At 68.6% G+C, this 20,320-nt stretch carries 17 protein-coding genes and 4 tRNA genes; 10 read left to right on the top strand and 11 right to left on the bottom strand.

Translation table 11 applies throughout. The features are described from left to right. Nucleotides 1-9: 9 nt before the first annotated feature. Nucleotides 10-1,137, bottom strand: a complete 1,128-nt coding sequence (locus tag OP497_RS03675) for an ABC transporter ATP-binding protein (protein WP_280546599.1) — start codon at nucleotides 1,135-1,137, stop codon at nucleotides 10-12. A 32-nt stretch (nucleotides 1,138-1,169) separates the two neighbouring features. Next, a complete protein-coding gene (locus OP497_RS03670; protein WP_280546598.1) occupies nucleotides 1,170-2,456 on the bottom strand; it encodes an FAD-binding oxidoreductase in 1,287 nt (428 codons plus the stop codon). Nucleotides 2,457-2,849: 393 nt separating this feature from the next. Between OP497_RS03670 and OP497_RS03665 the strand changes: the two genes are divergently transcribed. Continuing rightward, nucleotides 2,850-4,208 carry an aspartate aminotransferase family protein gene (locus tag OP497_RS03665; RefSeq protein ID WP_280546597.1) on the top strand — a complete coding sequence of 453 codons (1,359 nt, stop codon included), beginning with the start codon at nucleotides 2,850-2,852 and terminating at the stop codon, nucleotides 4,206-4,208. Between the two features lie 37 nt (nucleotides 4,209-4,245). Here OP497_RS03665 and moeB read toward each other — a convergent pair whose 3' ends face one another. The 5 genes from moeB to hemA are packed head-to-tail and all read right to left on the bottom strand — an operon-like array spanning nucleotide 4,246 to nucleotide 8,820. Next, a complete protein-coding gene (gene moeB, locus OP497_RS03660) occupies nucleotides 4,246-5,016 on the bottom strand; it encodes a molybdopterin-synthase adenylyltransferase MoeB (protein ID WP_280546596.1) in 771 nt (256 codons plus the stop codon). Between the two features lie 6 nt (nucleotides 5,017-5,022). Beyond that, the gene (locus tag OP497_RS03655) at nucleotides 5,023-5,523 is read right to left on the bottom strand and encodes an Lrp/AsnC ligand binding domain-containing protein (protein WP_280546595.1); all 501 of its coding nucleotides are present in this window, start codon (nucleotides 5,521-5,523) and stop codon (nucleotides 5,023-5,025) included. Nucleotides 5,524-5,575: 52 nt separating this feature from the next. Next, complete coding sequence (gene prmC / locus OP497_RS03650) at nucleotides 5,576-6,451, bottom strand: peptide chain release factor N(5)-glutamine methyltransferase (RefSeq protein ID WP_280546594.1); 876 nt, start codon at nucleotides 6,449-6,451, stop codon at nucleotides 5,576-5,578. Next, complete coding sequence (prfA, locus tag OP497_RS03645; RefSeq protein ID WP_280546592.1) at nucleotides 6,448-7,542, bottom strand: peptide chain release factor 1; 1,095 nt, start codon at nucleotides 7,540-7,542, stop codon at nucleotides 6,448-6,450. Before prfA ends, prmC begins: the two co-directional genes overlap by 4 nt. 9 nt (nucleotides 7,543-7,551) lie before the next feature. Further along, nucleotides 7,552-8,820 carry a glutamyl-tRNA reductase gene (gene hemA, locus OP497_RS03640; RefSeq protein WP_280546591.1) on the bottom strand — a complete coding sequence of 423 codons (1,269 nt, stop codon included), beginning with the start codon at nucleotides 8,818-8,820 and terminating at the stop codon, nucleotides 7,552-7,554. A 202-nt stretch (nucleotides 8,821-9,022) separates the two neighbouring features. Between hemA and OP497_RS03635 the strand changes: the two genes are divergently transcribed. The 8 genes from OP497_RS03635 to OP497_RS03600 all read left to right on the top strand — a co-directional run bounded on the left by OP497_RS03635 (nucleotide 9,023) and on the right by OP497_RS03600 (nucleotide 16,167). Then, on the top strand, nucleotides 9,023-10,789 hold the full coding sequence (locus tag OP497_RS03635; RefSeq protein ID WP_280546589.1) for a tetratricopeptide repeat protein: 1,767 nt from the start codon (nucleotides 9,023-9,025) through the stop codon (nucleotides 10,787-10,789). Nucleotides 10,790-10,810: 21 nt separating this feature from the next. Then, a complete protein-coding gene (lolB, locus tag OP497_RS03630) occupies nucleotides 10,811-11,422 on the top strand; it encodes a lipoprotein insertase outer membrane protein LolB (protein ID WP_280546588.1) in 612 nt (203 codons plus the stop codon). Nucleotide 11,423: 1 nt separating this feature from the next. Beyond that, nucleotides 11,424-12,293: a 4-(cytidine 5'-diphospho)-2-C-methyl-D-erythritol kinase gene (gene ispE / locus OP497_RS03625; RefSeq protein WP_280546587.1), complete on the top strand. Its 870-nt coding sequence runs from the start codon at nucleotides 11,424-11,426 to the stop codon at nucleotides 12,291-12,293. A gap of 109 nt (nucleotides 12,294-12,402) precedes the next feature. Then, nucleotides 12,403-13,332: a ribose-phosphate pyrophosphokinase gene (locus OP497_RS03620; protein WP_280546766.1), complete on the top strand. Its 930-nt coding sequence runs from the start codon at nucleotides 12,403-12,405 to the stop codon at nucleotides 13,330-13,332. 127 nt (nucleotides 13,333-13,459) lie between these two features. Beyond that, nucleotides 13,460-14,113 carry a 50S ribosomal protein L25/general stress protein Ctc gene (locus OP497_RS03615; RefSeq protein WP_280546586.1) on the top strand — a complete coding sequence of 218 codons (654 nt, stop codon included), beginning with the start codon at nucleotides 13,460-13,462 and terminating at the stop codon, nucleotides 14,111-14,113. A gap of 85 nt (nucleotides 14,114-14,198) precedes the next feature. Beyond that, nucleotides 14,199-14,783: an aminoacyl-tRNA hydrolase gene (gene pth / locus OP497_RS03610; RefSeq protein ID WP_280546585.1), complete on the top strand. Its 585-nt coding sequence runs from the start codon at nucleotides 14,199-14,201 to the stop codon at nucleotides 14,781-14,783. Between the two features lie 159 nt (nucleotides 14,784-14,942). Further along, on the top strand, nucleotides 14,943-16,034 hold the full coding sequence (ychF, locus tag OP497_RS03605; RefSeq protein ID WP_280546584.1) for a redox-regulated ATPase YchF: 1,092 nt from the start codon (nucleotides 14,943-14,945) through the stop codon (nucleotides 16,032-16,034). A 56-nt stretch (nucleotides 16,035-16,090) separates the two neighbouring features. Beyond that, a tRNA-Met gene (locus OP497_RS03600) sits at nucleotides 16,091-16,167 on the top strand. Between the two features lie 62 nt (nucleotides 16,168-16,229). On the opposite strand, the gene OP497_RS03595 is transcribed toward OP497_RS03600, so the two are convergent. Continuing rightward, nucleotides 16,230-17,528 carry a M18 family aminopeptidase gene (locus OP497_RS03595; protein WP_280546582.1) on the bottom strand — a complete coding sequence of 433 codons (1,299 nt, stop codon included), beginning with the start codon at nucleotides 17,526-17,528 and terminating at the stop codon, nucleotides 16,230-16,232. Between the two features lie 143 nt (nucleotides 17,529-17,671). Here OP497_RS03595 and OP497_RS03590 point away from each other — a divergent pair, with 143 nt between their 5' ends. Next, nucleotides 17,672-19,735, top strand: coding sequence for a carboxy terminal-processing peptidase (locus tag OP497_RS03590; protein ID WP_280546581.1), 2,064 nt, complete (start codon nucleotides 17,672-17,674; stop codon nucleotides 19,733-19,735). 220 nt (nucleotides 19,736-19,955) lie between these two features. Here the strand turns inward: OP497_RS03590 and OP497_RS03585 are convergent. The 3 genes from OP497_RS03585 to OP497_RS03575 all read right to left on the bottom strand — a co-directional run bounded on the left by OP497_RS03585 (nucleotide 19,956) and on the right by OP497_RS03575 (nucleotide 20,281). Then, nucleotides 19,956-20,031, bottom strand: a tRNA-Asn gene (locus tag OP497_RS03585). A 37-nt stretch (nucleotides 20,032-20,068) separates the two neighbouring features. Next, a tRNA-Asn gene (locus OP497_RS03580) sits at nucleotides 20,069-20,144 on the bottom strand. 61 nt (nucleotides 20,145-20,205) lie between these two features. Beyond that, nucleotides 20,206-20,281, bottom strand: a tRNA-Asn gene (locus OP497_RS03575). Nucleotides 20,282-20,320 lie beyond the last annotated feature (39 nt).

Genomic DNA, 20,320 nt, shown 5'->3' with positions numbered 1-20,320 from the left:
TGCGTCTCCTCACTCGCTCAGGGTGACAAGGTCTTCGGGGGCCACCGAGACCGTGACCCGATCCCCCACCTCGGGCAGGTGCCTGCCCCTGTTGTTGAGGGTTGCCTGCAGGGTGCTTGCGCCGATCTCGAGGCGATACTCGGCATGGCTGCCGCGGTAGAGCCGCTCGCTTACCACGGCGGGCAGGTGGTTCTCGCCCGCCACCTCGCCGGGCAGCAGGTCCAGGGTCTCGGGACGGATCAGCAAGAGCTCGCCCTGCCCGGCCTCCTCGGCGGTGAGTTCGCCCAGCGACGTGGTCAGCCGGCCGCCGTCGCGAGCGGTAATCGGGTAGAGGTTGTCGTGGCCCATGAAACGGGCGACGAAGGCATTCACCGGATGTTCGTAGACCTGGCGAGGCGGCCCGACCTGCTGGATGACCCCGCCGTTCAGCACGGCGATGCGATCCGACATCACCATCGCCTCCTGCTGGTCGTGGGTGACGAAGACGAAGGTCATCCCCAGCCGCTTCTGGACGCGCAAGAGCTCCACCTGCAACTGGCTACGCAGGCCGGCGTCCAGGGCCGAGAGGGGTTCGTCGAGCAGCAGCACGTCGGGCTCGTTGACCAGGGCGCGGGCAAGTGCGATGCGCTGGCGCTGACCACCGGAGAGCTGGTCGATGCGACGGTCCACCAGATCGCCCAGTTGGATGAACTCGGCGATCTTCGCCACACGGGCCTCGCGTCTCGCGGGGGACATGCCGCGCATCTTGAGGCCGAAAGCCAGATTCTCGCGTACGGACAGATGCGGGAAGAGCGCGTAAGACTGGAAGACGGTATTGACGCTGCGCTTGTGGGGCGGCACCTCGGTGATGTCCCTGCCGCCGATGGCGAGGCGGCCATCGTCGGCCTCCTCGAGGCCGGCGAGGATGCGCAGCAAGGTCGTCTTGCCACAGCCCGAGGGGCCGAGCAGGGTAAAGAACTCGCCAGGTTCGATGGTCAGATCCACGCCGTCCAGTGCCACGGTGTCGCGGCCGAAGCGCTTGTGCAGGCCCTTCATCTCGATGGAGGAGGCCTCTCGGGTCGCCTCGGCTTGCGTCGTCTCCCCAGCCGGGCGCGCTCCCGGTGACTCGGTGGCTTCCGTCGCGATGGTGTCGCTCATGGGCGTGCCCTCTCGGTTCTCGATGGCCCGGTTCACAGCCGGTCTCGCAGTTTGTAGAAGTTGGTGGCCAGCACCAGCAGGGGCTTGCGCAGCAGGGCACCGCCCGGAAAGTGCCGGTGGGGCATGGAGGCAAAGACGTCGAAGCGTTCGCTCTGCCCGGCGATAGCCTCGGCCAACAGCTTGCCCGCCAGCCCCGCCAGGGCCATTCCATGTCCGGAGTAGCCCTGAGCGTAATAGACGTTGCTGCCAAGCCGGCCGAAGTCGGGCGCCCGATCGAATGTGATGGCCACGTCCCCGCCCCAGCGGTAGTCGATGCGCACGCCCTTGAGCACGGGAAAGATCCGCGCGATCTTGGCGTCCATGCGCGCCTCGAGGCCTCGCGGTTCGCGACCGTCGTAGCTGACCTCACCACCATAGATCAGGCGCCGGTCGGCCGAGAGCCGATAGTAGTCGAGCACGAAGTTGGCATCCGACAGGGCATCATTGCGGGGCAGCACCCGAGCCGCCCGCTCGGGCGAGAGCGGCTCGGTGGCGATCATGTAGTTGGCGGCGCGCATGATGCGGCCGGAGAGCTCGGGCACGAGGCCAGCCTGATAGGCGTTGGTACCCAGCACAACGAAGTCGGCAGTCACACGGCCCGCGGCGGTGATCACGCTGACCGGCTGACCGTGGCGGATCTCCACGGCGGCACTTCGCTCATGGATGGTCACCCCGGCCTGGCGGGCCGCCCGCGCCAGGCCCAGGGTGTAATTGAGGGGGTGCAGGTGGCCGCCCTCCGCATCGTGGAGGGCGGCCGGATAGGCCTCGGTCGCCACATGCTCGCGCAGCGCATCGCCCTGGAGCATGGTGAGCGCCGAGTAGCCGTAATCGCGCGCCATGCGCTCGCGAAAGGCCTCGAGTTCGTGCACGTGGCGCCGCTTGACCGCGGCATGCAGGTAGCCCCAGGCCAACTCGCAGGGAATCGCATGGCGCTCGACCAGTTCGGCGGTCAGGCGAACCGCTTCGCGGCTCATCTCCCAGATGTCCCGGGCACGCTCTCGGCCCAGGGCCTTCTCCACGGTGCCGATGTCGGTACCCAGGCCGGGGAGGATCTGCCCCCCGCTGCGCCCGGAGGCGCCATGCCCGATCTGCCCGGCCTCCAGCAGCACCACCGAGTAACCCCGCTCGGCGAGGTGCAGTGCCGCCGAGCAGCCGGTGATGCCGCCGCCGACCACGCAGACATCGGCCCGCACCTCGCCTTCGAGCGGAGGGCAGTCACCGAGCTCGACGGCGATGGAGTCGCGATACCAGGAGGCGGGTGGTGGTGGCGGGGTCGTCATGCGTGACACCTGTCTGTGATGCGCGGTGCGCTGGTTGTTATTGGATCACTCGCCCGGCGAACGGGCCCGGGCAGGCCACCTCAGTTTGACACCAGCACCACAACAGCTGTCAAGTATTTAATACCTTGAAGGATGCCGGGCTCCACACGAGATCAGATGGCAACTCCACGATATTTTCACAAAACTTTGTTTCCAAAGTAAAATAACGAAAGTCACAGAAAGAAAAGACAGGTGAACGTCAGGCAGGCATCCGCAAATCCAGGCAGGTGTCGTCAATTAATCACCATCACCCAGGCGTGGCTCAGCACGCAAGGCTCAGCAGAAATCCCTTTCATCGACTCGACACACCCCCCATCCTCTCATCAAGACCACGCCCCGACCGAGGAGACCACCATGAAGACGTCGACTGCCCCTACCCCCCATGCCGTCGAGAACGGCAAGGGAGCCAGCCCGCTGAACCACCACTACTGGATGCCGTTCAGCGCCAACCGCGACTTCCATGCCCATCCGCGGGTGATCACGGCCGCCGAGGGACGCCACTTCATCGACGACCGCGGACGGCGACTGTTCGACTCCCTCTCCGGGCTCTGGACCTGCGGCGCCGGCCACAACCGCGCCGAAATCCAGCAGGCGGTGGCGGCCCAGCTGGGCCGGCTGGACTACGCCCCGGGCTTCCAGGTCGCTCACCCGCTGGCCTTCGAGCTGGCCGAACGGGTGGCGACGCTGACCCCGCCGGGGCTGGACCACGTGTTCTTCACCGACTCCGGCTCCGAGTCCGCTGACACTTCCGTGAAGATGGCGCGTGCCTACTGGCGACTCCAGGGGCGCCCGGAGAAGACCCGGCTGATCGGCCGCGCCAAGGGCTACCACGGCGTCAACGTGGGCGGCACCAGCCTCGGCGGGATCGGCGCCAACCGCAAGCCCTACGGCCAGCTGCTGGACGTCACCCACCTGCCCCACACTCTCCAGCCGGCACTCGCCTTCACCCACGGCCAGGCGGAGAGCGGGGCGGAGCTCGCCGACGCCCTGCTCGACCAGATCGCCCTGCACGACGCCTCAAACATCGCCGCAGTGATCGTCGAGCCCATGTCCGGTTCGGGCGGGGTCATCGTGCCGCCGGTGGGCTATCTGGAACGGCTGCGCGAGATCTGCTCCGCCCACGACATCCTGCTGATCTTCGACGAGGTGATCACCGCCTTCGGCCGCGCCGGGGCGCGTACCGGGGCCGAGGCCTTCGGCGTCACCCCGGACATCATGAACGTGGCCAAGCAGCTTACCAACGGCGCGGTGCCCATGGGGGCCGTGATCGCCTCCCGCGAGATCTTCGACACCTTCACGGCGGGAGGCGGGCCGGCGCATGCCATCGAGTTCCCCCACGGCTATACCTACAGCGCCCATCCCGTGGCGTGCGCCGCGGCGCTGGCGACCCTGGACCTGTTCGAGCGCGAGGACTTCCCCGGCCAGGTACGAGCCATCGCCCCGGCGTTCGAGGAGAAGCTCCACGCCCTCAGGGGCCGTCCTCATGTGGTGGATATCCGCAACCACGGCCTGGCCGGGGCCGTGCAGCTCGCTCCCCGCGACGGTGACCCGACCATCCGCCCGCGGGATGCCCACCTGGCGCTGTGGGAGGCGGGCTTCTACGTGCGCTACAGCGGCGACACCCTGCAGTTCGGCCCACCCTTCGCCAGCACGGAGACGGAGCTCGAGCGGCTCTTCGATGCCGTGGCCACGACCCTGGACCGGCTGGCGTGACGAGCAGCTCCGGGGAGCATCGACCATCGACCTCGCCTCAGGCCGGGCCGCAGACCGGACAGGCGGGGTCGCGAGGCACCCGGAAGTGGCGCCACTGGCCGCCGAGGCCGTCGAAGGTGGAGAGCCCGCGGTGGGGCGTGCCGGCGCCACTGAGAAGCTTGATCGCCTCGAGGGCCTGGAAGCTGCCGATCAGCCCCACCAGGGGCGCCACCACGCCGCTCTCGGCGCAGCTCAGCGCCTCGTCGCCCTCCCCACTCTCCCCACTCTCCCCTCCCCCAGGCGGATAGAGGCAGGCATAGCAGGGGGAGTCGGGGTCGCGGGCATCGAAGACGGCGAGCTGGCCGGAGAAGCGGATCGCCGCCCCGGAGACCAGCGGCACCCGCGCCGTGCGGCAGGCGGCGTTGATGGCATAGCGGCTGGAGAAGCGGTCGGTGCAGTCGAGCACCACGTCCGCCTCGGCGACCGCCCGCGCCAGCGCCGCGCCGTCGAGATGCTCGGTGATCGCTTGAATGGCGCAGCCGGGATTGAGGGCGAGCGCCGCCTCCCGGGCCGACTCGGCCTTGTTGCGACCGAGGTCGGCGGTGGCGTGGGCGATCTGGCGCTGCAGGTTGGAGAGCTCGACCTCGTCGGCGTCGGCCAGGGTCAGCCGGCCGAGGCCCGCGGCCGACAGGTAGAGGGCCACCGGCGAGCCCAGCCCGCCGGCGCCGACCACCAGGGCGTGGCCGGCCAGCAGCCGCTCCTGGCCGTCGATGTCGATCGGGTCGAGCATGATCTGGCGGCTGTAGCGCAGCAGGGCCTGGTCATCCATCGATGGTCACTTCTCGTCGAACTCCTCGATATCGGGCACGTGGAGGCTAAAGTCCTCCTTGACCTCCTCCATGACCACATAGCTCTTGGACTCCTTCACCCCGGGCAGGGTCAGCACCACGTCGCCGAGCAGCTGGCGATAGGCGGACATCTCGGGAATCCGGCACTTGAGGATGTAGTCGAACTGCCCCGACACCAGGTGGCACTCCTGGATCTGCGGCAGCTTGGCCACGGCGCGACGGAACTCGTCGAACACCGCCGGCGACTGGGTCTCCAGGCTGATCTCGACGAACACCAGCAGGTTGGCCTTGAGCGCCCGGGGGTCGAGCAGGGCCTTGTAGCCGCGGATGATACCGGCGCGCTCCAGACGCTTGACACGCTCCAGGCAGGGCGTGGTGGAAAGCCCGACCCGGGAGGCCAGGTCGACATAGGAGATGCGGGCGTTCTCCTGCAGGCAGCGCAGGATCTTGAGGTCGATGCGGTCGAGCGAGCGGGTCTTGGGTTTCATGAATGCAAAGTCAACGAGACGTGGCGTTTTTTACTGACCAAGATGTACCACATCACGCCCCCTCCCCTCCAGTCTCGCCCTCAACGTGACGCCCCAGGCTGACCCGGTCGTGACCGCCGAAATCGCGTAAGGTCGCGACCTCCCCATAGCCGGCATCGGCGAGGGCGTCGCGCACCGCCTCCCCCTGGCCATGGCCATGCTCGAGCAGCAGCCAGCCACCGGGGACGAGGTGGGCACGGGCCTCGCCCACCAGGTGGCACAGGTCGGCCAGCCCCTGCTCGGCGGCCACCAGGGCGCTGTGCGGCTCGAAGCGCAGGTCACCCTGGCGCAGGTGCGGGTCGTCCGCGGCGATATAGGGCGGGTTCGAGACGATGAGCGCGAAGCGCTCGCCGCCGGCCTCGCGGTCCAGCGCCGCGAACCAGTCTCCCGCACGGAAGTCGACGTTGCCGATGGCGAGGCGCTCGGCATTGTGCCGGGCCAGGGCCACCGCCTCCGGGCTAAGGTCGATGCCGACCACCGACCAGCCGGGTCGCTCGCTGGCGAAGGCCAGGGCAATGGCGCCGGTGCCGGTGCCGAGGTCCAGCAGCCGTCCCTGCGGGGAGGCACCATGCGCCAGGGCCGCCTCCACCAGCCGCTCGGTATCGGGGCGGGGAATCAGGGTGTGCGGCGAGGTGGAAAGCCGCAGCCCCCAGAACTCGCGCTCACCGGTCAGGTAGGCCACCGGCTGGCCGGCGGCGCGCGCCGCCAGCAGCGCCTCGAAGCGGGCCCGCTCGAAGACCGGCACCTCGCGGTCGCCCCAGGTGTAGAGCCAGGTGCGATCGACGCCCAGCACGTGGCAGAGCAGCACCTCGGCATCGAGCCGTGCGCTCGGCGAGCCGGCATCAACGAGGCGCCGAGCCGCCCGCGCCAGCAGATCGTCGAGGGTCATCCGGCGTCCTGCTGGAGGGCCGCCAGCTGCTCGGCCTGGTACTCGTGGATCAGCGGCTCGATCACGTCGTCGAGCTGCTCGCCGCTGACCACCTCGGAGAGCTTGTAGAGCGTCAGGTTGATGCGGTGATCGGTGACCCGGCCCTGGGGGAAGTTGTAGGTCCGGATGCGCTCGCTGCGATCACCCGAGCCCACCAGGCTGCGCCGGGCATCGGCCTGCTGCTGCCGCTGGCTGGCCACGGCCGACTGCTTGAGCCTTGCTGCGAGCAGCGACATCGCCTTGGCGCGGTTCTTGTGCTGGCTGCGCTCCTCCTGGCACTCCACCACCACGCCGCTGGGCAGGTGGGTGATGCGGATCGCGGAGTCGGTGGTGTTGACGTGCTGGCCGCCGGCCCCGCTGGAACGGAAGGTGTCGACCCGCAGGTCGCCCGGGTCGATATCGATGTCGCCCACCTCGTCGGCCTCGGGCATCACCGCCACCGTGCAGGCGGAGGTGTGGATGCGCCCCTGGGACTCGGTGGCCGGCACGCGCTGCACCCGGTGGGCGCCGGACTCGAACTTGAGCCGGGCATAGACCCCCTCGCCCCTGACCCGCGAGATGATCTCCTTGTAGCCGCCCTGCTCGCCATGGCTGGCACTCACCACCTCCACCTTCCAGCCGTGCTGCTCGGCGTAGCGCGAGTACATGCGAAAGAGGTCACCGGCGAACAGCGCCGCCTCGTCGCCGCCGGTGCCGGCGCGGATCTCGAGGAAGACGTTGCGCCGGTCGTCGGGGTCCTTCGGCACCAGCAGCTGCTTGAGCCGGACCTCGAGGGCCTCCAGCCTGTCGCGCCCCTCGTCCCGCTCGAGCTCGGCCAGCTCGCGCATCTCGGCGTCGGCATCGCCGAGGAACTGTTCGGCGGAGGCGATGTCGGCCTCCACGGCGCGATACTCGCGCCAGGCCTCCACCAGGGGTTCGAGCTCGGCATATTCCCGCGAGTAGTCGCGGAAGCGGGTCTGGTCGCTGATCACCTCGGGCTCCGCCAGCAGGGCGGAAAGCTCCTCGAAGCGCTCGACGAAGGCATCGAGGCGCTGGCGCAGGGTGGCTTTCATCGGCGCATCCTATCGGGGGTGGTCGGTGGATTCATCCAGCAGCAGGGCGGTGGCGGCCTCCAGCAGGTCGCGACGCTCCAGGGAGGCCGCCTCGCGCATCGCCACGGTGGGACGGTGCATCAGTCGGTTGGTCAGCTGGTGGGCCAGGCGGCGGATCACCAGTTCGGGGTCCTCGCCGCGGGCCAGGCGCGCCAGGGCCTGCTGCTCGGAGAGCTCGCGCATGGCCTCGCCGCGGGCGCGCACGTCGCGGATCAGCTCGCCGCCGCTGCGGATCCGCCGCTCGTGCTGCCAGTTGCCCACGCCGTGCTCGATCAACGACTCGGCCTGGTCGGCGGCCACCTGGCGATGCCGGCGGTTCTCCTCGATGACCTCCTGGAGGTCATCGACGGTGTAGAGGAAGACATCGCTGAGCTCGCCCACCTCGGGCTCGATATCCCGGGGCACGGCGATGTCGACCATGAAGACGGGGCGATGGCGGCGCTTCTTCAGCGCCCGCTCGACCATGCCCTTGCCGAGGATCGGCAGCGGCGCGGCGGTGGAGGAAATCACGATGTCGGCCTCGACGAGGGCCTCGGGGATCGCATCGAGGGTGATCGCCTCGCCGCCCAGCGGGCCGGCCAGCGTCTCGGCCCGCTCGCGGGTGCGGTTGGCCACGGTGAGCCGGCGCACGCCGGCCTCGTGAAGGTGGCGCGCCACCAACTCGATGGTCTCGCCGGCGCCGATCAGCAGCGCCCGCGAACGGGTGAAGTCGCCGAAGATACGGCTGGCCAGGCTCACCGCCGCATAGGCCACCGACACCGGGTTGCGACCGATGCCCGTCTCGGTGCGTACCTGCTTGGCCACGGCGAAGGTGTTCTGGAACAGGCACTCCAGCTCACCGCCCAGGCCACGGGCCCGGCGGGCCGTCTGGTAGGCTTCCTTGAGCTGGCCCAGTATCTGCGGCTCGCCCAGCACCATGGAGTCCAGCCCCACCGCCACCCGCATCAGGTGTCGGGCCGCGTCGTTCTCGTGGAAGTGATAGGCACAGCGCGTGAGGTCCTCCACCCTCAGCCCATGGAAACGACCCAGCCAGTCGAGGATCTCGCGCTCGCCGACGGCATCGGTGACGCAGTAGAGCTCGGTGCGATTGCAGGTGGAAAGGACCGCCGCCTCGCGCACCTCCGGCAGGGCACGCAGCTCGACCAGCGCCGCCTCAAGCTGAGTCGGCGAGAAGGCGACCTGCTCGCGCACCTCGATGGTGGCAGTCCGGTGGTTGATTCCCAGGGCAAGAAGCGTCATGCGTTCGGGGTCTTCGCGAGTCGTGGTTCCGGCAGGGGCGCAGTGGTGATGTCCGCCGACGCGGACCGCCCATCCTCGAAGCGCCGCATTCTACCACAGGCCACCCGTCCGGGGCGCAATGGCATCCCGTGATCAGGATCATGCTTTGCCCGGGGGAGGCGAGCCGTTATGCTGGCCACTCGTCCTTTGGCACGAGACGCGCATGCCCCGCGTAACGCTCCCCCGAATCACTCGCCGCTTCCCCCTGGCGCCGCTGGTGCTGGCGACTCTGCTCGCCGGCTGCCAAGGCATGCCGGGGGCCTCCTCGGCCGCCGAACCCGCCGAGGACCCGATGGCGGATGCGCCCCCGGTCACCCGCGGCCTGGATGCCGACAGCCTCTCGGGCCTGCTGGAGGCCGAGCTGGCCGGACAGCGCGGCGACTATCCGCGTGCCACCCGCGGCTTTCTCGACGTCGCCGAGCGCTACGGCTCCGCGGCCCTCGCCGAGCGCGCCACCCTGGCCGCCCGCTTCAGCGAGGATGCCCGGCTGCTCGAGGACACCGCACGACGCTGGCAGGCCCTGGCCCCCCAGAGCGATGCTCCCGCGCGCCTGCTCTCCAGCCTCGCCATCCAGCGCGGCGACTGGGATGCCGCCCTGGCGCAACGCCTGGCCGCCATCTCGCGTGGCGCCCAGGAGGAGCTGACCGGCTTCGTGGAGAGCGCCCTCGAGGCCGGGACCGACCCGGTACCACTGCTGGCGAGGATGCGTGAACACCTGGCCAACCTCGACGAGACACGCCACGACAGCGAACTGGCCACCGCCCTGCTGGAGGCCGCCACCGGTGAGCGCGGGGCGGCCGAGCAACGCCTGGCGCGACTGGCCCGGGCGGCTCCGGAGCTTCCCGAGCTATGGCAGATCCGTGCCCGCCTGGCGCTGGAGGCCGACGATCCGGCGAGCGCTCGGTCGGCGGCGCGGCGCGGCCTGGAGGTGGCACCGGGCGACCCGCGCCTGATGCTGTTGCTGGCGCGCGCCGAGATCCGGCTGGGCCGCATCGAGGCCGCCGAGGCCACCACCGACGCCCTGCTCGACGACCACGGTGACGATCCCGAGCTTCGCCTCGGCCTGGCACGGCTGTTCCTGGAGGAGGAGCACCTGCCCCCGGCGCGCCGCCTGCTGCTGCCTCTGGTCGGCGATGACGAGGCCCCGCCGCTGGCCTTCCTGCTGCTGGGCGCCATCGCCGAGGAGGAGGACGAGGTGGACAACGCCCTGCTTTATTATCGCCAGGTGCCCGAGGGCGAGCAGTTCCTGAACGCCCGCCTGAGTGCGGCTCGGATGCTGATCGCCGATGACCGGCTGCTCGACGCGCGCACCTTCCTGCGCCTCGAGCGGCTGCGCCACGAGACCTACTACAGCGAACTGGTCTCCCTGGAGGTCGAGCTGCTCGACGAGGCGGGACTCGACGAGCAGGCCGATGCCCTGCTCGACAGTGAGCTCTCCCGGCGCCCCGACGACGAGCAGCTGCGCTACCAGCGGGCCATGCGTGCCTTCACCGACGGTGACCTCGCCGCCATGGAGGCGGACCTTCGCCATGTCATCGAGGCCGCCCCGGACAACGCCCATGCCCTTAACGCCCTGGGCTACACCCTCGCCGATGCCAACCTCGAGGGCCGTCTGGAGGAGGCACGCGAGCTGATCGAGCGGGCCCACGCCCTCGAACCGGGCAACCCGGCGATCCTCGACAGCCAGGGCTGGGTCCGCTACCGCCAGGGCGACCCCGAGGGCGCCCTGCCCTGGCTCGAGCGCGCCTGGTCGGCGATGCCCGACCAAGAGATCGCCGCCCACCTCATCGAGGTGCTCTGGGCGCTGGGCCAGGAGGAGCGCGCACGCGACCTGCTCGAGGAATCCCAGCGACGCTTCGAGGAGCGCCCGCTGATCGACGAACTGCTGCAACGCTACCCAGAGCTCGGCGTTCCCGGGCGTGACGACTGACCCTGACGAACGGAACTCGCCATGACGACACTGCCGCGACTGCTGATCCCCCTGTTCGCCCTGGCCCTGCTGGCCGGCTGTGCCGGCCGGGCGCCCGCTCCCGAGGGCGAACGCGCCGCGGGCCAGTGGCAGGCCCAGGCCGAGCGCCTGGCCGAACTCGACACCTGGATACTGGTGGGCAAGGCCGGCCTGCGCACCCCCGAGGACTCCACCAGCGCCAACCTGGACTGGAGCCAGCACCCCCATTACTACCGGCTGCTGATCAGCGGGCCCTTCGGCAGCGGGCGCAGCACCCTGGAGGGACGCGAGGGGCGCTTCTCGCTGACCACCGCCGAGGGGCGCTTCGAGGCCGAGACCCCGGAGGCACTGATGGAACAGCAGCTGGGCTGGTCGCTGCCGGTCAGCGCACTCTCCGACTGGATCCGCGGCCTGCCGGCGGACGACACGCCCCACCGACTGGAGAAGGACGAACTGGGCTTCCCGCTTCGCCTCGAGCAGGATGGCTGGGAGATCGCGTACCGCGACTGGGTGCGCGTCGCCGACCTCTGGCTGCCCAGGCGCCTGGTGATGACCTATGACGACCTGCGGGTCACCCTGGTGGTCACCGACTGGCGCCCGGCCCTCGACGACTGACATGCCACGGACCCCTCCCCTTGCCGAGGCGCTGGTGCTACCGGCGCCGGCCAAGCTCAATCGTCTGCTGCACATCACCGGCCGCCGGCCGGATGGCTACCACACGCTGCAGACGCTGTTCCAGTTCCTCGATCACGGCGACACCCTCACCCTGCGCGGCCGTCAGGACGGCGAGATCCGCCTCTCCCCCCGCCTGCCCGAGGTGGCGGCCGAGGACAACCTGGTCGTGCGCGCCGCTCGCCTGCTGCAGGCCGAGAGCGGCTGCCGCCTGGGCGCGGACATCCACCTCGAGAAACGTCTACCCCTGGGCGGGGGGCTCGGCGGCGGCAGCTCGGATGCCGCTACCACCCTGCTCGGCCTGGATGCCCTCTGGGGACTCGGCCTCGGCCTCGCGCACCTGGCCGGCCTCGGCCTCGCCCTGGGAGCCGACGTCCCGGTGTTCGTGCATGGCCGTGCCGCCTGGGCCGAGGGGGTCGGCGAACGCCTCACCCCGGTCGCGCTCGACACTCCCTGGTTCGTGGTGATCCACCCGGGCGTGACGGTCGCCACCGCGGCGGTGTTCGGGGCGCCGCAATTGACACGCCACACCCCCCCGATTACCATGGCGCGCGCACTGCAGGGGGGAGCGGAGAGCTGGAGCAACGACTGCGAGCCCACCGTCCGGGAACTGTATCCCGAGGTGGCGCATGCGCTCGACTGGCTGGCGACCCGAGCGCCGACCATGCTGACCGGCACCGGCGCCTGTGTCTTTGCCCGGCTCGGCAGCGAGGCGCAGGCCGACCAACTCCTGGCCGAGACGCCCGAGGGCTGGCAAGCCTTCAAGGCCCACGGGCTGAATCGCTCACCTCTCCATGCTGCGCTGGGTCGATGACCCTCACCCGCCCACGGGCGCCGAGGCATCCCTGAACACCCCGGAACAACCATCGACCCGAATCCCTGAAGACCCAACACAGCAAAGGTGGCTGCGCGTGTCAAAATTGATGGTTTTCGCCGGGAATGCCAATCCCGAACTCGCCCGAAAGGTCGCCGAGAGTCTGGACACCTACCTGGGCAATGCCACGGTCGGCCAGTTCAGCGACGGCGAGGTCGCGGTCGAGATCAACGAGAACGTGCGCGGCAAGGATGTGTTCATCCTGCAGTCCACCTGTGCACCGACCAATGACAACCTGATGGAACTGATCCTGATGGTGGACTCCCTGCGCCGGGCCTCCGCCACCCGGATCACCGCCGTGGTGCCCTACTTCGGCTACGCTCGCCAGGACCGCCGCGTGCGTTCCGCGCGGGTGCCGATCTCGGCCAAGATCGTCGCCGACATGATGGTCAAGGCCGGCGTCGACCGGGTCATGACCATGGACCTGCACGCCGACCAGATCCAGGGCTTCTTCGACGTGCCGGTGGACAACGTCTACGGCTCGCCGATCCTGCTCGACGACATCGAGCGCCAGAACTACGACGACCTGGTGGTGGTATCGCCGGACGTCGGCGGCGTGGTGCGGGCCCGCGCCATCGCCAAGCAGCTCAACGCCGACCTGGCGATCATCGACAAGCGTCGCCCCTCGGCCAACCAGGCCCAGGTGATGCACATCATCGGCGAGATCGAGCACCGCACCTGCGTGGTGGTGGATGACATGATCGATACCGCCGGCACCCTGTGCAAGGCCGGCGAGGCCCTCAAGGCCCGGGGCGCCCGACGCGTGGTCGCCTACGCCACCCACCCGATCCTGTCGGGCCCGGCGGTGGACAACATTACCGGCTCGGTGCTCGACGAGGTGGTGGTGACCGACACCATCCCCCTCTCCGAGATCGCGCGGCGCAGCGGCAAGATCCGCCAGCTCAGCGTCGCCGGACTGATCGCCGAGGCGATCCGCCGGGTCAGCAACGAGGAATCCGTCAGCGCCATGTTCCACTGAACGCGGGCCCACCGGGACTCGCTCGGTGGGACGAGGCGCGGGACACATGCCCTGCGGGGCTCCCGGAAACGTCGTGGTCTGGTCGCGGGCCACGGCGCTTTCCTTACTTCCAGAAAGAGGCAATTCCATGTCCGATTACACACTCAATGCCAGCGTTCGCAACGACCTGGGGAAAGGTGCGAGCCGCCGCCTGCGTCGTGCGAACGAACAGGTGCCGGCCATCATCTATGGTGGTGAGCAGGCGCCGCAGCCCATTGCCGTCGACAAGACCAGCTTCTACAAGGCGCTGGAAGACGAGGCATTCTTCTCTTCCGTGATCAACCTTCACGTGGATGGCAAGGCCCAGCAGGTGGTGGTGCGGGACCTGCAGCGTCACCCCTTCAAGCCGCTGATCACCCATGCCGACTTCCTGCGCGTCGATGCCACCCACGAGATCTCCCTGCGCGTGCCACTGCACGTGGTGGGCGAGGACCAGTGTAAGGGCATCAAGGACGAGGACGGCGAGCTCCACCTGCTCTCCAACGAGGTGGAGGTCAGCTGCCTGCCGAAGGACCTGCCCGACTACATCGAGGTCGACATCGCCGAGGTCGCGCTGGGCACCACCCTGCACCTCTCCGACCTGAACGTGCCGGCCGGCGTGACCCTGGTCGCGCTCACCCATGGCGAGGATCACGACAACGCCGTGTTGAGCATCACCAAGCCCAAGGTCCGCGGTACGGAAGAGGACGAGGAAGGCGGTGAAGCCGCCGAGGGCGAAGAAGGCGAAGGCAGCGCCGAGTAATCGCGCCTGCCGGGGGCCATGCGCGGCATGGCCCTCCTTTCATCCATCAAGCGCCTCGGCGCTTGATTTTTTTTGGAGACACGAGATGAGCCAGGTCAAGGCGATCATCGGCCTGGGCAACCCCGGGGCCGACTACGAGGCCACCCGCCACAACGCCGGTGCCTGGCTGGTGCAGGCCGTGGCGAGGGCGGCGGGCGGCGAGCTGCGCCCCGACAGGAAGTTCCTGGGCCTGCACGCGCGGGTGAGGCTCGACGGCCAGGAGCTGCACCTGCTCGAGCCCACCACCTTCATGAACCGCAGCGGCGGCGCCGTGGCGGCCCTCTGCCAGTTCTTCAAGCTGGCACCGGGCGAGCTGCTGGTGGCCCACGACGAACTCGACATGCCGCCGGGCACGGCGCGCTACAAGACCGGCGGCGGGCACGGCGGGCACAACGGCCTGCGCGACATCATCCGCGCCCTGGGCAACGACCGGGCCTTCCATCGCCTGCGCATCGGCATCGGCCATCCCGGCGATAGCCGCCAGGTGACGAATTACGTGCTGGGTCGGCCCGGCAAGACCGAGCGTAGCGCTATCGACGCCGCCATCGACGAATGCCTGGCCACCCTGCCCCAGGCCATGGCCGGCGACTGGGCAAAGGCCATGAACCGGCTGCACAGCTTTTCCGCCTGACGCGGAAAAGCTAGCTGTATGCTTGAAGCTATAAGCTGTAAGTCACCCCGACTGCTGGCCGGGATGGTTTTCTTACGGCTTACAGCTTATGGCTTACCACTTGGTCGCGTAGAATGCCGGCCATTCTCCATTCCCGAACACGCTTTCCAGGAAGATCCCATGGGTTTCAACTGCGGTATCGTCGGCCTACCCAACGTCGGCAAGTCCACGCTGTTCAATGCGCTGACCAAGTCCGGCATCGACGCCGAGAACTTCCCCTTCTGCACCATCGAGCCCAACGTCGGCATCGTGCCGATGCCCGACCCGCGCCTCGACCGGCTGGCCGAGATCGTCAAGCCGCAGAAGGTACTGCCCACGACCATGGAGTTCGTCGACATCGCCGGCCTGGTGGCCGGCGCCTCCAAGGGTGAGGGGCTGGGCAACAAGTTCCTGGCCAATATCCGCGAGACCCAGGCCATCGCCCATGTGGTGCGCTGCTTCGACAACGACAACGTGATCCACGTGGCCAACCAGGTCGACCCGCGGGCCGATATCGAGATCATCAACATGGAGCTCGCGCTGGCCGACCTCGACAACGTCGAGCGCGCCATCCAGCGCCTGGTACGCGTGGCCAAGGGCGGCGACAAGGAGGCCATTGCCACCAAGGCGATCCTCGAGCGCATCCAGCCCCACCTGGCCGAGGGCCTGCCGCTGCGAAGCGTCGGCCTCGACGAGGAGGAGAAGCAACAGCTCAAGAGCTTCGGCTTCCTGACCCTCAAGCCCACCATGTACATCGCCAATGTCAACGAGGACGGCTTCGAGGCCAATCCCTACCTCGAGGTAGTCAACGAGATCGCCGCCGAGGAAGGCGCCGTGGTGGTGCCGGTGTGCAATCAGCTCGAGGCCGAGATCGCCGAGCTGGAGGACGAGGAGCGCGCCATGTTCCTCGACGAGATGGGCATGGAAGAGCCCGGTCTCGACCGGGTGATCCGCGCCGGCTATGCCCTGCTGGGCCTGCAGACCTACTTCACCGCGGGGGTGAAGGAAGTCCGTGCCTGGACGGTCAAGGTCGGGGCCACCGCTCCCGAGGCAGCCGGGGTGATCCACACCGACTTCCAGAAGGGCTTCATCCGCGCCGAGGTCATCGCCTATGACGACTTCGTCGCGCTGGGCGGCGAACAGGGGGCCAAGGACGCCGGCAAGTGGCGCCTGGAGGGCAAGGAGTACATCGTCCAGGATGGCGACGTGATCCACTTCCGCTTCAATGTCTGAGGCACGCAGGCCTTGACCCGAGGGGGCAAACTCCATAGACTTCGCCCCCGTTGTTCGGCTACGTAGCTCAGCTGGTTAGAGCACATCACTCATAATGATGGGGTCCCCTGTTCGAATCAGGGCGTAGCCACCAGATACCGAAAACCCGGCGCCCCTGGCGCCGGGTTTTTTCGTCTTCCTCTATACCATACCGCTCTAGACCAGTTCGGGGCGATCGAAGAAGGCGGTCAGCACCCGCGTCAGGGACTCCACGTCCCGGGCGCCGGCGGTCTCGCGGATCGAGTGCATGGCCCACTGGGGCACGCCCACGTCCAGGGTCGGCACGCCGAGCTCGGTGGCGGTGATGGGGCCGATGGTGCTGCCGCAGCCCATGTCGGCCCGGGTCACGAAGCTCTGCACCGGCACCTCGGCCGCGCGGCAGAGATCCCAGAACAGTGCCGCCGTGGCGCTGTTGGTGGCATAGCGCTGGCTCGCGTTGACCTTGATCACCGGCCCGCCGTTGAGTACCGGGCCGTGGCCGGCATCGTGCTTGTCCGGGAAGTTGGGATGCAGGGCGTGGGCGTTGTCGCAGGAGATCAGCCGCGAGGCCTGAACCAGGCGGATGAAGCCCTCGTCGCCGGGTTCGCCGAGCTGGGCATTCACCCGCCGCAGCACGTCGCGGAGGAAGGGCCCCTGGGCGCCGCAGGCGCTGGCGCTGCCTACCTCCTCGTGGTCGTTGGCCACCAGCACCGCTCCCTGTTGGCCGTCGCTCTCCAGCAGGGCCTCCAGGCCGATAAAGCAGGAGAGCAGGTTGTCGAGGCGGGCACCGGCGATCAGCTCGCCGTCGACGCCGACCCGTGACGGCGGCTGCATGTCGCGGAAGGCGAGCTCGAAGTCGAGTAGCTCGACGTCCTCGAGGCCGTGCTGCTCGGCGACCCAGCCCGCGAGCAGCCGCTCGAGGTCGGGCTTTTCCCCGCCCTGCAGGAAGACGGGGGCCATCTCGGTCTGGGCATTGATGGCACGGCCGTTGTTGGCCTCGCGGTCCAGGTGGATGGCCAGGCTCGGGATGATCGCCAGCGGCGTCTCCACATCGAGCAGCACACCCTCGATGCGGCCGTCGGCGTGGCGCAGGTGCACCCGCCCGGCGAGCCCCAGGTCACGGTCGAACCAGGGCGCCAGCAGGGCCCCGCCGTAGACCTCGACGCCGAGCTGGAGCCAGCCCGCCGCGCTCTGCGCGGGGTTGGGCTTGAGGCGCAGGCCGGGGCTGTCGGTATGGGCACCGACCAGGCGCAGCGCCGTGAGTCGCTCGCGGGGTAGCTGCAGGGCGACGATCGAGGAGTCGTTGCGGGTGACGTAGACACGTTCGCCGGGCGACAGCCGCCAGGCCTCGGTCTCCTCGAGACGCCGGTAGCCGGCCGCCTCCAGGCGCCTGGCCATGTTGGCCGTGGCATGCCAAGGCGTGGGGGATCGACGCAGGAAGTCGAGCAGGCGCTCGAGTCGGGCATCCTGGGACATGGAATTCCTCTATCGCGGGGCATTTCAGGGGTCTTGGCGGCACGACCAAGCTGATACAATGACCTGTCGGTCCATGCAACTCGACGGCCGAGTCGGGGTCTGGATTGAGAGTGAGTGTACACGAATCGGGGAGTGCTTCATCGATGAGCCTGTTAGTCACCCTTGGGCGTTCAGCGGTCCTGGCCCTGCTGCTGGCCACGCCACTACTGGCCGCCGTCGAGCCGAGCGACGCCCAGCGCCAGGTGGCCGTGGAAGTGGCCGAGTCGCTGCGCTATGGCCATTATGCAGATGTCAGCCTCGACGACGACTGGTCACGGCGGGCCTTCTCGCGCTTCCTGGACATCCTCGATAGCCAGCGCGCCTACCTGCTCGACCGCGATGTGGCCACGTTCCGCGACCTGGAAACGGGCATGGACGAGGCGCTGCTCGACGGCGACCTGGCACGCCCCTTTGCCCTCTATCAGCGCTACCACGAGCGCGCCGAGTCACGCTTCGAATGGCTGCTCGACCGACTCGACGAGGGCATCGACTTTTCCTTCGACAGCGACAAGCGCCTGGAGCTGGAGCGTAAGGAAGCCCCCTGGGCCGGCCGGGAGGCGGCCCTGGACGAGCTGTGGCTGAAGCGGCTAAAGAACGCCGCCCTGACCCTGGCCATCAGCGACCAGGACGCCGAGCAGGTGGAAGCCACCCTGCGCCAGCGATACGAGGGGCAGCTGTCGCGCCTGCGCCAGACCAACGACGAGGATGTCTTCGGCCTCTTCATGTCGGCGGTGACCGGCAGCATCGACCCCCACAGCGAATACCTCTCGCCGCGCCAGGGCGAATCCTTCGATATCCAGATGCGCCTCTCCCTGGAGGGCATCGGCGCCCTGCTCCAGGCCGACGGCGAGTACGTCAAGGTATCGAGCCTGGTGCCGGGTGGCCCCGCCGAGCGGGCCGGGGCCCTGCAGCCGGCCGACCGCATCGTCGGCGTGGGCCAGGAGGGCAAGGAGATCGTCAACGTGGTGGGCATGCGCCTCGATGACGTGGTCGACATGATTCGCGGCCCCAAGGGCTCGGTGGTGCGTCTCGACGTGGTGCCCGCCCAGGCCGTCGACATGACGCGCTCCAAGGTCATCGAGATCACCCGCGACACCGTGGACCTGGAGGACCAGGCCGCCCAGGGCGAGGTAGTCGAGATCGCGCGGGACGACGGCACCCACCGCCTCGGGGTAATCAAGATCCCCACCTTCTACGTGGACTTCGATGCCTGGCAGGCCGGCGAGGAGGACTACCGCAGCACCACCCGCGACGTGTCCAAGGAAGTGGAGCGACTCCAGGCCGAGGGCGTCGAGGGCATCGTGCTCGACCTGCGCAACAACGGCGGCGGCGCCCTGCAGGAAGCCAACTCGCTGATCGGCCTGTTCATCGACCGCGGCCCCACCGTCCAGGTCCGCGATGCCCGCGGCCGCATCAGCCTCTACGGCGATACCGAGAGCGGCACCCTCTACGACGGCCCGCTGGCCGTGCTGGTCAACCGCCTCTCGGCATCGGCCTCCGAGATCTTCGCCGGGGCCATCCAAGACTACGGCCGTGGCCTGGTGGTGGGCACCGACACCTTCGGCAAGGGCACGGTCCAGACTCTCAACGAGCTCAGTCATGGCGAGATCAAGCTGACCCGCGCCAAGTTCTACCGCATCTCCGGGGAAAGCACCCAGCACCGTGGCGTGGAGCCGGACATCCGCTTCCCGAGCCTGATCGACCCGCAACTGATCGGCGAGAGCAGCCTCGACAACGCCCTGGAATGGGACACGGTGCGCGAGGTGCAGTATCGCACCTACGGCGAGCCCCGACAGTACCTGGAGACGCTTCGCAGCCGCCATCGCGAGCGTGCCGAACAGCAGCCGAACTTCCACTACCTCGAGCAGCAGTCAGCGCTGGCCAGCCGACTTCGCGAGCAGCACACCAGCGTCAGCCTCAATCGCGAGCAGCGCCAGCGCGAGGTGGAAGCCCGGGAGGCCGAACAGCTCGCCCTGGAGAACCAGCGCCGACGCGCCCTTGGCCTGGACCCGCTGGAGGAGTGGGTCGATGCCCGCGACGAGGCGGATACCGAAAACGATGCGCGCGACGAGGAACCGGTCGACCGCGTCCAGATCCTGGAGACGGCCCAGATCCTGCTCGACTACACCCAGCTCGAGGGCACCTGGCGCTACGCGAAAGGCAGCTGACCCCCCCTCCCCTGTCAGCGGGTGCGACATGCGACGCCGGGCCTCGAGCCCGGCGTCCTTGTCTGCTCGCCTCGCAGGCAAGCGCCACGGCGGCAGACATCAGGCCGCAGGCGGCCCCGGTGACAATGCGGCGTGATAAAGGGCAGACGCTACCCGGCCAGAAGCCGGCGAGGCATCGGTGCGACAGGCAAGATGAGAAGGGATGACGGCCAGACAGGACTGGCTCCCCGAACAGGACTCGAACCTGTGACCCAGTGATTAACAGTCACTTGCTCTACCAACTGAGCTATCGGGGAACGATGCAGGATGATGCGGCAGGCAGTTAGGAGCGGTTGGCTCCCCGAGCAGGACTCGAACCTGCGACCCAATGATTAACAGTCATTTGCTCTACCAACTGAGCTATCGGGGAATGACCGCATGCCGCACTGTGCTCTTCACATTCACGAGATCCTTCGCCGCATGAGCGAAGCTGGCTCCCCGAGCAGGACTCGAACCTGCGACCCAATGATTAACAGTCATTTGCTCTACCAACTGAGCTATCGGGGAACGACCTCAAGCACGGGCAGTATTATACGGATCGGGCCC

Source organism: Halomonas sp. 11-S5, from assembly GCF_029889825.1.
In the GTDB taxonomy this organism is placed as follows: Bacteria; Pseudomonadota; Gammaproteobacteria; order Pseudomonadales; family Halomonadaceae; genus Halomonas.
Note: the sequence above shows the minus strand (reverse complement) of the source record. Positions and strands in the feature narration are given on the sequence as shown.

Bases quoted from the DNA above. Each gene is read 5' to 3' on its own strand.
- OP497_RS03675 (WP_280546599.1), bottom strand. From the start codon at position 1,137: ATGAGCGACACCATCGCGACGGAAGCCACCGAGTCACCGGGAGCGCGC.
- OP497_RS03670 (WP_280546598.1), bottom strand. From the start codon at position 2,456: ATGACGACCCCGCCACCACCACCCGCCTCCTGGTATCGCGACTCCATC.
- OP497_RS03665 (WP_280546597.1), top strand. From the start codon at position 2,850: ATGAAGACGTCGACTGCCCCTACCCCCCATGCCGTCGAGAACGGCAAG.
- moeB (WP_280546596.1), bottom strand. From the start codon at position 5,016: ATGGATGACCAGGCCCTGCTGCGCTACAGCCGCCAGATCATGCTCGAC.
- OP497_RS03655 (WP_280546595.1), bottom strand. From the start codon at position 5,523: ATGAAACCCAAGACCCGCTCGCTCGACCGCATCGACCTCAAGATCCTG.
- prmC (WP_280546594.1), bottom strand. From the start codon at position 6,451: ATGACCCTCGACGATCTGCTGGCGCGGGCGGCTCGGCGCCTCGTTGAT.
- prfA (WP_280546592.1), bottom strand. From the start codon at position 7,542: ATGAAAGCCACCCTGCGCCAGCGCCTCGATGCCTTCGTCGAGCGCTTC.
- hemA (WP_280546591.1), bottom strand. From the start codon at position 8,820: ATGACGCTTCTTGCCCTGGGAATCAACCACCGGACTGCCACCATCGAG.
- OP497_RS03635 (WP_280546589.1), top strand. From the start codon at position 9,023: ATGCCCCGCGTAACGCTCCCCCGAATCACTCGCCGCTTCCCCCTGGCG.
- lolB (WP_280546588.1), top strand. From the start codon at position 10,811: ATGACGACACTGCCGCGACTGCTGATCCCCCTGTTCGCCCTGGCCCTG.
- ispE (WP_280546587.1), top strand. From the start codon at position 11,424: ATGCCACGGACCCCTCCCCTTGCCGAGGCGCTGGTGCTACCGGCGCCG.
- OP497_RS03620 (WP_280546766.1), top strand. From the start codon at position 12,403: ATGGTTTTCGCCGGGAATGCCAATCCCGAACTCGCCCGAAAGGTCGCC.
- OP497_RS03615 (WP_280546586.1), top strand. From the start codon at position 13,460: ATGTCCGATTACACACTCAATGCCAGCGTTCGCAACGACCTGGGGAAA.
- pth (WP_280546585.1), top strand. From the start codon at position 14,199: ATGAGCCAGGTCAAGGCGATCATCGGCCTGGGCAACCCCGGGGCCGAC.
- ychF (WP_280546584.1), top strand. From the start codon at position 14,943: ATGGGTTTCAACTGCGGTATCGTCGGCCTACCCAACGTCGGCAAGTCC.
- OP497_RS03595 (WP_280546582.1), bottom strand. From the start codon at position 17,528: ATGTCCCAGGATGCCCGACTCGAGCGCCTGCTCGACTTCCTGCGTCGA.
- OP497_RS03590 (WP_280546581.1), top strand. From the start codon at position 17,672: ATGAGCCTGTTAGTCACCCTTGGGCGTTCAGCGGTCCTGGCCCTGCTG.